The sequence below is a fragment of the Flavobacterium sp. Root935 genome (genome assembly GCF_001429295.1).
In the GTDB taxonomy this organism is placed as follows: domain Bacteria; phylum Bacteroidota; class Bacteroidia; order Flavobacteriales; family Flavobacteriaceae; genus Flavobacterium.
In genome coordinates, this window is sequence record NZ_LMJL01000007.1 from 689,562 (window position 1) to 702,366 (window position 12,805).

9 protein-coding genes are annotated in these 12,805 nt (G+C 32.6%); 8 read left to right on the forward strand and 1 reads right to left on the reverse strand.

Features of this window, described 5'->3' with window-relative positions; genetic code table 11:
• Window positions 1-82: 82 nt before the first annotated feature.
• Window positions 83-1,426, reverse strand: a complete 1,344-nt coding sequence (gene rseP, locus ASE40_RS04535) for an RIP metalloprotease RseP (RefSeq protein ID WP_057115595.1) — start codon at window positions 1,424-1,426, stop codon at window positions 83-85.
• Between the two features lie 247 nt (window positions 1,427-1,673).
• On the opposite strand from rseP, the gene ASE40_RS04540 reads away from it, so the two are divergent.
• From ASE40_RS04540 to ASE40_RS04575, 8 genes are all read left to right on the forward strand, one after another.
• Complete coding sequence (locus ASE40_RS04540) at window positions 1,674-2,576, forward strand: hypothetical protein (RefSeq protein ID WP_128414929.1); 903 nt, start codon at window positions 1,674-1,676, stop codon at window positions 2,574-2,576.
• Window positions 2,570-3,217, forward strand: coding sequence for an ABC transporter ATP-binding protein (locus tag ASE40_RS04545; protein WP_057115600.1), 648 nt, complete (start codon window positions 2,570-2,572; stop codon window positions 3,215-3,217). The genes ASE40_RS04540 and ASE40_RS04545 overlap by 7 nt, the downstream gene beginning before the upstream one ends.
• 127 nt (window positions 3,218-3,344) lie before the next feature.
• Window positions 3,345-4,415: an NADH:flavin oxidoreductase/NADH oxidase gene (locus ASE40_RS04550; protein WP_057115601.1), complete on the forward strand. Its 1,071-nt coding sequence runs from the start codon at window positions 3,345-3,347 to the stop codon at window positions 4,413-4,415.
• A gap of 142 nt (window positions 4,416-4,557) precedes the next feature.
• Window positions 4,558-5,598, forward strand: a complete 1,041-nt coding sequence (locus ASE40_RS04555) for a Gfo/Idh/MocA family oxidoreductase (RefSeq protein WP_057115603.1) — start codon at window positions 4,558-4,560, stop codon at window positions 5,596-5,598.
• A gap of 447 nt (window positions 5,599-6,045) precedes the next feature.
• On the forward strand, window positions 6,046-7,266 hold the full coding sequence (locus ASE40_RS04560) for an MFS transporter (protein WP_082586744.1): 1,221 nt from the start codon (window positions 6,046-6,048) through the stop codon (window positions 7,264-7,266).
• A 201-nt stretch (window positions 7,267-7,467) separates the two neighbouring features.
• The gene (locus tag ASE40_RS04565) at window positions 7,468-10,287 is read left to right on the forward strand and encodes a carboxypeptidase-like regulatory domain-containing protein (RefSeq protein ID WP_057115605.1); all 2,820 of its coding nucleotides are present in this window, start codon (window positions 7,468-7,470) and stop codon (window positions 10,285-10,287) included.
• An 11-nt stretch (window positions 10,288-10,298) separates the two neighbouring features.
• Window positions 10,299-11,648, forward strand: coding sequence for a DUF5689 domain-containing protein (locus ASE40_RS04570; protein ID WP_057115607.1), 1,350 nt, complete (start codon window positions 10,299-10,301; stop codon window positions 11,646-11,648).
• A gap of 136 nt (window positions 11,649-11,784) precedes the next feature.
• Window positions 11,785-12,645, forward strand: coding sequence for a hypothetical protein (locus ASE40_RS04575; RefSeq protein ID WP_057115609.1), 861 nt, complete (start codon window positions 11,785-11,787; stop codon window positions 12,643-12,645).
• Window positions 12,646-12,805: the final 160 nt, after the last annotated feature.

Genomic DNA, 12,805 nt, shown 5'->3' on the forward strand with positions numbered 1-12,805 from the left:
GTTGTTGCTCTTTTTAGCGAGTGCAAATATAAAACTATTTTTAGTTTCTCAAAAACATTTTCACTCTTTTTATTAAATATTTTTACTTGCCTACAATTGCTTTGTAAATGTCGTTTCCGTTAGCAAATAGTAATAGTGAAATAAGTAAAACAAAACCAACCATTTGCGCATTCTCTAGGAATTTATCACTTGGTTTTTTACCGCTGATCATTTCATACAATAAAAACATTACGTGGCCGCCATCAAGTGCTGGAATTGGCAATAAATTCATAACTCCAAGCATAATTGACAATAAAGCCGTGATTGACCAAAATACTTCCCAGCTCCAAGAAGTAGGGAAAATATTGAAAATTGCTGCAAAACCGCCAACTTGTTTGTAAGCTTTAGTCTCTGGATTAAAAATCATTTTCAATTGTTTTCCGTAACCTACTAATTGATCTTTACCTTTTTCAAGACCAACCGGAATAGATTCGAAGAAACCATATTCTTTAGTACTGATTTTATAGTAACCTAGTTTTTCTAATGATTTCATGTCTAAACCGCCAGGGAAAACGCCAAGTTTTGCATCATTAGCAACATTTAAAGTAATGTGAGTTTCTTTTAAATCACGTAAAACAACAGCAGGAATTTGTTTTCCTTTATTGACTTCTAAAATTGCTTTTGCTTCATCAAAGTATTTGATTTTTTGCCCGTTAAGAGAAAGAATTAAATCTTTTGGTTTTAAATTTTGGTTAGGAGACTCTTCAGCCACTTTTCCAATTGCAAAAGGTCTCCGTATATCAATAAGAAGTCCTTTATCTGTTTTAGAAAGCTGGTCTACAAAGTCAGTCGGCATTGTAATAGTCTGCTGCTTTCCATCTCTTTCTATTAAAACATGCTTAGCCATAATGATATTCATGTTCATATCCTTATCGAAATTTTCTACAATTTTACCATCAATAGAAATGATTTTATCACCCGTTTTAAATCCAGCTTTAATCATAGCAGGATTTTCAATTGCAACACCATCCTTTAAATCCGCATTAGCAATGTAAGTATCTCCGTAGGCAAAAGCCATTCCGATATAAATAATAAAAGCCAGAATAAAGTTTACAGTAACGCCGCCAAGCATAATAATTAAACGCTGCCAAGCTGGTTTAGTACGAAATTCCCAAGGCTGTGGAGGCAGAGCCATTTGCTCTTTGTCCATACTTTCATCAATCATTCCAGAAATTTTCACATAACCTCCAAGCGGAAGCCATCCGATACCATATTCTGTTTCTCCTATTTTCTTTTTGAAAAGTGAATATTTAACATCAAAAAACAAATAAAATTTTTCGACTCTTGTTTTAAACAATTTTGCAGGGATAAAATGCCCTAATTCATGAAGAATAATAAGTAAAGATAAACTCAATAGAAATTGAGAGAGTTTGATAACTATATCCATTTTTTATTTTTAGTTCGTATTTAACGCACAAAAGTAGCGTTTTCTTATTTAATTTAAGACCGCAAGATAATGTTTAAGGTTTTAAATGTTTGTTAATAATTGACCTTACTTTTCAATAAAGTAAATATTGTTCGTTTGTTAGTAACATTTTTGATTATTTGTTACAAATATCTTCGGCAAGTATTTGTAAAATGAGCTTTTATTCTTTGGTTATAAATAAAAAACAGTAAATTTCGGAAAAAAAATATTGAGAACAATCTTACATTATTTGTTTTTGGTTCGTTTTAGAAAATTAGTTTCTAAAGATGATAATCTGGCAGTATTTCTAATTATAGCAGTCCATTTTGTCAGCGCATTTTTAATTTATAAAAACTTCGAAAAGTTCAGGAGTTATGCTCCCCTCCTTTTCTTGGAGATAGTGGTTTATCATTTGCAGAGGTTAGATGTAGAGCTTCTAAAAATGAAGAAAAATTATAAATTAATTCTATTTATAGAATACCTTATTTATTCATCTCCATTTTATTTAGTACTCTTATTAAAGAATGAATTTATTTTTATCGCAGCAATTATTTTGTTTAAGATTCTATTAATCAATGCTCCTAAATTCAATTTAAAAATCATTAAATATCCTTTTGATACATTTAATATCTACTGGCATATCTCTTTTAGAAAATACAAGCTGATTTATATTCTTCCAATTTTGATTACCATTATTTTTATGGCGGTAAACAGTAAAAATCAAAATCTATTGTATGCGGTTTTTTTAGGTTTGTCTTTAATAACCTGCGTTCCATCCTTTGAAAGAGAAACAAAAGAAGAAATAAAACAGAATCCTTTTAGTGCCAAAAAATACTTGATTTTTCAGTTTAAAAATTCAATTATTAATACTGCTTATTTATTGCTTCCAGTAGCTCTAACATTGTGTTTCTTACTGCAGTGGGAGAAATTAATATTTCTCATTTTTATATTTATTGTTCCTCTTTTAAATCTTCTGTTCAAGTATATCTATTTTAATAACAATTATTTACAGCAGATTTTCTTTACTCTTTTTATAGCTTCAAGTATTTTTTTATTTGGAGTTCCATTGTTGGCAACACCTTTTATTTATAAAAAAACGATTCAAAACTTAAACGAATTAAAAACATGTTGAAGATTATTATTGATCAGAAAAAATATAAAGACAAATCAATATTAGAAAACATTACTATCAGTATTGATCAGCCTGGAATTTATGGTGTCATTGGTAAAAACGGTCAAGGTAAAACAACACTTTTTAAATGTATTCTAGGTTTAGAAAAGTTTAATGGAAGCTGTTCTGTTAATGAAGAAAAAGTAGTACTGCAAAATGCAGGCTGGGTTCCAACAGATCCTCCAATTTATGGAGAACTTACCGCTGTCGAATTTTACGATTTTTATGCCCATTTAGTAGATGTAGAAAGAAAAAGCACGTCTCAAATATTTGAAGTTCCAAGTAATCAATTAATTCGAGAGTTTTCTACCGGAATGAAAAAGAAAACATATCTGAATGCCGTTTTTCAAAAAGAATTTGCAATCTATATTTTGGATGAGCCTTTTAACGGTCTCGATTTAGAATCAAATTATTTGTTGATGAACCATATTAGAGCACTTTCAAAAAAGAGTATTATTTTTATTTCTTCGCATATTTTAGAGATACTTTACAGGGATTGTGACAAAATCTTTTTACTTCAAAATAAAAACATTACTGAGTTTGAAAAAAGCCAATATTCAGAAATTGAGAAAGAATTGTTTGCAATAAATAGTATTGAATAGAATTTGATTTAAATGTTTGTTAATTAATAAACATTTCAATTTCTCGTTTTAGCAAGATGCCGTAACTTTACTTTTTAAACTGTTGTCATTTTCAATTGGCAGCATAAAATCTTCAAAAGTTACAATTATGGCTTCACAATTATTTACTCCATTAACTATAAAAAAAATTACTTTAAAAAATAGAATTGCAATTTCTCCAATGTGTCAATATTCTGCAGAAGACGGTTTTGCAAACGATTGGCATTTGGTTCATCTAGGAAGTCGAGCGACTGGAGGTGCGGGATTAATTATTCAGGAAGCGACTGCAGTTTCTCCAGAAGCAAGGATTTCTCCTTCAGATTTAGGAATCTGGAAAGACGAACACATCGAAAAATTAAAACAAATCAACCAATTTATTATTTCTCAAAATTCAATTCCGGGAATTCAATTGGCGCATGCGGGACGAAAAGCAAGTGTTTCTGCTCCGTGGCTTGGCAATAAAAAATTAGATTTCGCTCAAGGCGGATGGCAGACCGTTTCTGCAAGTGCGATTCCGTATCATGATGACGAACCATTTCTTCCAGAAGCTTTGGATAAAAACGGAATCCAAAAAGTGATTTCAGATTTTAAAGAAGCAACAAAACGAGTGGTAGAAGCTGGATATCAGGTTTTAGAAATTCACGGAGCGCACGGATATTTGCTGCATCAGTTTTTATCTCCATTGACTAATGTGAGAACAGATGAATATGGAGGAAGTTTTGAAAATAGAATTCGTTTTACACTCGAAATTGTAGAAGCAGTTCAAACCGAATGGCCTTCAGATTTACCATTATTTGTTAGAATTTCAGCAACTGACTGGGCAGAAAACGGATGGAATCCTGAAGAATCTGTACAGCTTTCAAAAATATTAAAAGAAAAAGGAGTAGATTTAATCGACGTTTCATCGGGCGGATTGGTTTCGCATCAAAAAATTACACTTGGCCCAGGTTATCAAGTTCCTTTTGCAGAAAAAGTAAAAAAAGAAGCTAATATTTCAACCGGATCAGTTGGTTTAATTACCGAAGCCAGACAAGCCGAAGAAATACTAAAAAACGGTCAAGCCGATTTAATTTTATTCGCTAGAGAATCTTTGAGAAATCCGAATTTGCCTTTAGATTTCGCTAAAGAATTAGACAGCGAAATTCAATGGCCAAAACAATACGAACGAGCTAAGATTTAAATTTTTTTACGCCACGAATTTCACGATTTACACAAATCGTTGCTTTAAAAGTTTAAAATAATTCGTGTAAATTGGTAAAATTCGTGGCAAAACAAAAATCCTTTTTAATCACATTAATCTGTGGCAAAAAACTAAAAATAACATGCAAAAAATAAAAACAGCACTTTTATCATACGGAATGTCGGGAAAAGTTTTTCACGCACCGTTTTTAGATATTCACGAAGGATTTGAATTATTAGGTTCTTGGGAAAGAAGCAAAAAGTTAATCCAAGAAGATTATCCATACGTTAAAAGTTACGCTTCGATAGACGAATTATTTAACGACGATGTAGATTTAGTAATTGTAAATACACCTGTAGGAACACATTATGAATATGCTAAAAAAGTCCTTTTGGCAGGCAAACATGCTGTAGTAGAAAAAGCTTTTACAACAACAGTTGCGGAGGCAAAAGAACTGGCATCAATTGCAAAAGAAAAGGGACTGAAACTCTCTGTATTTCAAAACAGAAGATGGGACAGTGATTTTAAAACAATCAAGAAAATTATCGACGAAGGAGTTTTAGGCGATTTGATAGAAGCAGAATTTCATTTTGACCGCTATAATCCTTTATTGAGTCCGAAGGCACATAAAGAAACGGCAAATGACGGTGCTGGAGTTTTAAAAGATTTAGGTCCGCATTTAATAGATCAAGCGGTGAGTTTATTTGGCTGTCCGAAATCGGTATTTGGAGATATTCGAGTAACCAGAGAAAATTCTGTTGTAGACGACTGGATCGATTTGACATTGTTTTATTCTAATTTCAGAGTAAGATTAAAAGCAGGTTTTTTTGTGAGAGAAGCCAATCCAGCTTATACCATTCACGGTAAAAAAGGTTCTTTCTTAAAACCTCGAGGAGATGTTCAGGAAGACGATTTAAAAATCGGAAAAAAGCCAAATCTAGAATCTTGGGGAACAGAAGATGAAAATCTCCAAGGACTTTTACACACAGAAATTGATGGTAAAATAGTAAGGGAAAAAATCCCGACACTTCAAGGTAATTATTTCAGTTTTTTTGATGGAGTTTATGATTCTATCGTAAACGATAAAAAGGAACCTGTTACTGCAGAAGACGGTGTAAAAGTGATGCAGGTTATAGAAGCTGCAATTGCAAGTAATGCCCAGCAAAAGGTAATAAGTATATAATAAGTATGTAATTAAGTAGGATTATCATTCCGTAGGAATGTTTCGTCGGTAAAAAATATAATGTTCAGTCACATTTACGTTCCATAGGAACGTTTGATTTTGTTGTCATTTTTATAATCTAAATGTATCAAACGTTCCTACGGAACGTAAAATATCGCAACGATATAATTTTTTCTACCGACGAAATGTTCCTATGGAACAGAGAAATATAAATAAAAAGGGGTTTTTCTCGAAAGTTGAGATTGCTCCTTTTTTGTTTTAATAAAAAAATGACGCAGATTATAATTCTACTAAACCTGAAAAGTTGTAATTTTAATAAGAAGATTTCAATTGAAAACCTTCGAATTTATAAACAATAACGTTGTATATTGTGCATAAGATTAGGTTTTATGCGCTTTAACATGTGTTTTTAGTATTTTTGAAAATATCATTCATTAAAAATTAAATATGCTGATAAATTTTAATCCATTAGCGCTTTTTCAGACCAAAGGTAAAATCAAGAAAGTATTTAGAGAGGCAAAGGCTTCTTATTTAAATCGGATTCGTTTTGCCGTTGGAATGTTTTATTTCGGAATGGGTTTGAGTTTTGCAACATGGGCCAGCAGGATTCCAGATATTAAAACAGCTCTGCATTTAACAGAAGGTGATTTGGGTTCTATACTTTTTGCGCTTCCAGTTGGGCAATTAATGATTATGCCTTTTTCTGGAAAAATGGTTACCAAATTTGGCAGTCACCGCATTTTGATTTTCTCTTTAATAATGTACGTTTTCTGCTTAATTAATTTAGGATTGGCAACAACGGCTTTACAATTATCTTTAGGATTATTTTTGTTTGGCTTGTTTGGAAATCTAGCCAATATTGCCGTAAACACGCAAGGAGTTTACACGGAAGTTTTGTTCAAAAAAACAATCATGTCAGCATTTCACGGAATGTGGAGTTTTGCAGGATTTACAGGAGCATTAGTCGGCTTAGGCATGCTTGCTTTAAAATTAAGTCCGCTGCATCATTTTCTAATTGTGGCTGGAATAGTTTTGCTTATGGTTGCTTTTAATTTTAAATTTTTGGTGCGAGCCAAAGAAAAAGTAAAAGTAAAACAAGAAGGCAAAAAACTATTTGTAAAACCAGACACAGCTTTACTTTGGCTTGGTGTAATCGGATTCTGCAGTATGGCAAGCGAAGGAGTTATGTTCGATTGGAGCGGTGTTTACTTTAAAGATATTGTACAAGCGCCTGGAGCATTAGTAGTTTTAGGCTACACTTCTTTTATGATTATGATGGCTGGCGGAAGATTTTTGGGTGACGGATTAATCAATAAATTTGGTCGTGAACCCGTAATGCAGATTAGCGGCGTTATGATTTCTGCCGGACTTTTTACTGCTGTTTTTCTTCCTTATATTATTCCGTGTACAATCGCTTTTATGTTCGTTGGTTTGGGTGTTGCCACTATCGTTCCAACCGTATATAGTATTGCTGGGAAAAATCCAACCGTGCCTGCCGGCGAAGCTTTAACGATTGTTTCGAGTGTAAGTTTCTTAGGGTTCTTGATGGGACCTCCTGTAATTGGGCATATTGCACAAAGTTTTGGTCTTCAATTCTCTTTTGCTTTTATCGGAATATTTGGAGTTTTGATCGCTTTTATGGTTTCTAAAATTCGCACTACAGCTTAAGCTATCACTTATGAGTACTTAATTAGCTTTTCATTAATTAAAATAAATTTGAAAGAATTTACTTATATTTAAATATTTTACCTATTTTTGAATTTAGAGCCTCACTGGTAAAACTTAGAATTTCTTTTCCAAAAACCAATTTTATCTTTTGAATAAGGATTGCGATCCTAAAAAATTTTCAAAAATAAATTGGAATTTTTAATGGTAAAAAAATACTTAACGGCTTTAATTTTAATGTCTTGTACTTTTGCATCGGCACAGCAGCAAGAAATAACTGTTACTGGAATCGTTATTGATGCGCGAACGCAAAATCCGCTGGAAAATGTAGTTGTGACGATACAGAATACAGCAGTGATGCAGCTCACGTCAAAAGATGGAAAATTTGAACTTCATATATTTCCGCAAAAAGAGCAATTACTTTTGCTGAGAAACCAAGGATACAAAGATTATATTTTAAAAATCCAATCTTCAAAACAAAACATTAATCTAGGAATTTTACAGATAGAAGATACTTATTCGGATGAAGTTCCAGCTGCATTGATTACTTTGTCTGATAATGATTTTTCTGAAGATAACAGCTCCTCAGAAATGACATCTGGACTTTTACAATCTTCAAAAGATGCCTTTATGCAGGCATCTGCGTTTAATTGGGGTCAAGCTCGGTTTAGAATTCGCGGTTTAGACAGTGAAAACGGAACCATGATGCTCAACGGAATGACAATGAACAAAATCTACGACGGAAGACCGCAGTGGAACAATTGGGGAGGCTTAAATAATGTATTGCGCAATCAAGAATTTTCTGTTGGAACGGCTGCATCAAATTATACTTTCGGTGGAATTTTAGGTACACAGCAAATAACAACTCGAGCTTCCTTATACCGAAAGGGAACATCACTTACATTTTCTGGAAGCAATACAACATACACTTGGCGTGCAATTGGAACATATGCATCTGGAATGAATTCTTCTGGCTGGGCTTATGCGGTTGCAGCTGGAAAGAGATGGGCTGATGAAGGTTATTTTGAAGGAACAAATTTCAATGCAGATTCTTTTTTTATTAGTATCGAAAAGAAATTAACCAACAGAAATTCTCTCAATTTTACAGGCTTTTATACTCCGAATTCGCGCGGAAAAAATTCGGCAAATACAAGTGAAGTGACCAGTTTAATGGGCGAAAAGTACAATTCGTACTGGGGATTTCAGAATGGTGAAAAACGAAACGCAAGAGTTAAAAATGTTGAAGAACCATTAGTAATGCTGAATCATTATTTTAAAATTGATGCTAAAACAAACCTGAATTCGAGCGTTATGTATCAATTTGGGAAAGTCGGAAACAGCAGTATTGATTATCAAAATGCAGATAGTCCAGATCCCGTTTATTATAAAAAAATGCCAAGTTATTTTAGTTCGCTTTATGCGAAAGATCAAGGACAATTTTCAGGTGAGTTTACTCCAGATTATGAAAATGCAGCAAAAAATACAATTGCACTTCTAGAAAATCCTCAGATTGATTGGGAGTCAATGTATCTTGCTAATCAAAATCCAACGGAAAATGGTTATGAACCTGCAAAAAGTAAATATGTTCTTTATGAAGACCGAACAGACGATAAGACTTTTGCAGTAAATTCAAACTTAAACACGCAGATTACTCCAAATATTTCATTTGATGGCGGATTCACTTTCCGAAAATTAAAATCACATAATTTTCAGTATTTGCTGGATCTTTTAGGCGGAGAATATTTTGAAGATATTGATCCATTTTACAAAGGAAATCTTTCACAATCAGATTTACAGCATCCAGATCGAAAAGTTAAGAAAGGAGATATTTATGGGTATAATTATAATTTGCTTGCTAATACTTTAGATCTTTTCACGCAGTTTAAATTTAATTATAATAAAACAGAATTTTATCTGGCACAATCATACGCAATGTCCGATTATCAAAGAGAAGGATTGTATCAAAACGGACTTTATCCAACTTCTTCACTGGGAAAAAGTGATAAGGTTAACTTTGAAAATTTTGGTTTCAAAGGCGGATTTACGTATAAAATCTCTGGAAAGCAGCTGTTGTTTTTTAATGCAGCGCATTTGACAAGAGCTCCTTCTCTTAGAAATACATTTTCAAATTCACGATTAAATAATTCGATAGTTAATGGAATTGAAAGTGAAAATATTAGCAGTGCTGAAGCTAATTATGTTTATCGATCGCCAAAACTTAAAATGCGTTTTACGGCTTATTATACTTTAATAAAAAACACTTCAAAAATTTCTTTTTTCTATGCCGAAGGAATTTTCGATAACGGAGCAGGTTATGATGCTACAGATGCTTTTGTAAATCAGACTTTAACGCATTTAGACAAGAAAAATACTGGAGCAGAATTAAGTTTAGAATATCAATTTTCATCGACAGTAAAAGCGATTTTGTGTGCAGCCTACGGAAATTATGTTTACAGTAGTAATCCAAACGTATCAATTACAAATGATGCAAACGCAGCAAAAGATGGAGCGCAGACTACCTTTGATTTCGGTCAGGCTTATCTTAAAAATTACAAACAGCCAGGTACTCCGCAGCAGGCTTATTCGTTTGGAATGGAATATCGCGATCCAAAATTTTGGTGGGTGGCTGCTAATGTTAATTATTTGGCAGAAAGTTATATCGATGTTTCGCCAATTTCAAGAACTTCCCAATTTTACATTAATCCAGCCAATAATTTTCCTTTCCCAGAAGCAACTTCAGAAAGGGGAAATGAATTATTGAAACAAGAAAAGTTTGATCCTGTATCATTACTAAATATTAGCGGCGGAAAGTCATGGCGCATTCGTAAAAAATATATAGGTCTTTTTGCCAGCGTTAATAACGTTTTCAATTCAATATATAAAACTGGAGGTTTTGAACAGGCGCGGAATGCAAACTTCAGAGCTTTAAATCAAGATATTTCCAGCGGAACTCCATCCTTTGGTCCTAAATATTATTATGGTTACGGAAGAACTTATTTTTTAAATCTCACCATTGGATTGTAAATCAAAATCTCATGAAAAACATATTTTTAAATTCATTTTTTGGAATATCATTATTTATCATCACGAGCTGCAGTACCGAAGTCGAAATGCCGAAATTGGTTTGCACACAGCCAGATTTCGTAGTAAATAAGACTGTAGAAAAAGTGTATGAACTTTCAAATAATACAGCCAAACAATATTTGTACGATGATATTATTGAAGCGTATGTAGTTTCCAGTGACGAAGGCGGTAATTTTTTTAAGACGATTTCATTGCAGACAATTGCTGCTGCAAAAACTCCAGCAATTGGTTTTAGCGTTCCCATAGATGCATCAAATACTTATATTGATTATCGCGTTGGAAATAAAGTATATGTAAAACTTAAAAACCAATTTACAGATTTATATTATGGCGGATTAAGAATTGGAAGTTTATATGTAAGTAATGCCGGCGATCCAACAATTGGCAGGATTTCTCAAAATGATTATAAAAATGTGCTGAATGCTTCCTGTACAATAATTGATGAAAATACTTTGGTTGAATCACTTTCTGTAGAAGAGGCACTTAAGGATAATAAATTGAACACATTAATAGAATTAAATAATGTCGAATTTACAGAGGCGGCATTAGGACGTCATTATTTTGAAGAATCAAATAATGTGGGCGGATCTACAAATTGGAATCTGCGAGATAAAACAGGAAACCAAATTATTTTTAGAACCAGCAGTTATGCAAAATTTGCAGATCATTTTGTGCCAGAAGGAAGTGGAAAAGTAAGAGGGATTCTGACCAAATTTGGCACTGATTATCAATTGATGGTAAGATACGAAAGTGACATTGATATGAATGGAAAAAGGAATGTCCCGTTTTTTGCAGAAGATTTTCAGTCCGTTAAAAACAATGTAAATTTTGTTTTGCCTGGCTGGAGCAATATCGTAGAAAAAGCCACTAAACTTTGGAAGAGTGTGGTATATTCCGGAAATGGGTATGCAGAGTTTAATACTACAAGCACGACGGCAGCCGAAAATATTGCATGGCTGGTTTCTCCTAAAATTAATTTAGCAGGATATAAAAATGCGGTATTTTCGTTTAGAAGTGCACAGCATGATTTAAAAATGGATTCGCCTTTAAATACGTTAGAAATTTATGTTTCAACCAATTTTGATGGTTCGAATGTTACCAAGGCAAAATGGACAAAATTAGAAGCTAAAGTTCCTTCTTTAGCAACACCAACACGTGAATTTATAAGCTCTGGAGGAATTGATCTCTCGGCGTATTCTGGAAATATTCATATTGCATTTAAATACATCGGTTCTGGAAAAGATAAAACTTTAAACGGCGCTTTTATGGTTGATGATATTAAGATTTTTGGAGAAAAATAGGACGTAATTTTTAAATTCAAAATTAAATAGTTGATTTTTAGAGCTTTATTTAAAAGTTTGTAGTTTTCGTATTTCAAATTCCTGAAATTTAATTGAATTTTGTATTTTGGTCATCCCAAATCAATACAAATATCTCATGAAAACCTACTTTCTTGCCATCTTGATGATGGTTTTTCCATGTTTACTGCATAGTCAGGACGCTCCTGTTAAATTGAAGCAGATCAATATTGTTAAAACAAATTACCAAAACTCTAAAGACGGTGAAATTGTAAATAAAACAATGGTCTTTAAAGATGGTAAACTTCAAACCGTAACAACTTCAGACGTTGTACAGCATTTCTTTTACAACAAAAATGGTTTGCTTGATATGACTGTTAAGGATAAGGTTGGAAGCGACTGGAAAGAAGTCGTAAATTATACTTATGATGCTGACAACAATATTACAAAGTTTGTCAAAAAATATCAAGAAGGACCAAATTATATTACTAAAGTGGTTTCATTTGTTTATGAAGGTGCAAGGATTAAAGTTACTACAAAAAAGAGCACGAATCACCAGAATTTAGTAGATGATATCGAATATCTTGTTGAAAACGGAATCATTGTAAGACGTACTTCACGCGATAGAAATAAACAAATTATTGGAAAACTTGAATACGTTTATGTAAACGATAATGTATCTAAACACAAAGGATTGGTTGGAGATAAAATTTCTAAGACCTACACTTACGATGATAAAAAATCGGTGGATCAATTAATTGTTCAAAGCTTGTTTGGTGATAATTACAAAGTAATTGTACCAATGATTTCTTACCATGAAGACGAATTTGCCTTTGAATCGATTTCATACAATAATGAAATGAATTTTAGTCCTTCGTCTACAGCTTTAGTAGCGGTAAGCAGAAAATACAAATACAACAAACTAAACTTTCCGATTTCTTGTTCGCAAATTGAAGAAAACGGAATTGTAAAAACAGAAAAAACGTTTATTTACGAGTAAATATTTCAAATTTAGAAATTATTCAAAATGGAATTTTGTTGAGGTAAGCTTAACAGAATTCCATTTTTTTATAATTTGCTGTAAAAGCAATTTTAGATATAAATTTAAAAACGAAATTGTATAATTGATTGTAGCTTACAAATGATTAAATTTGCAACTT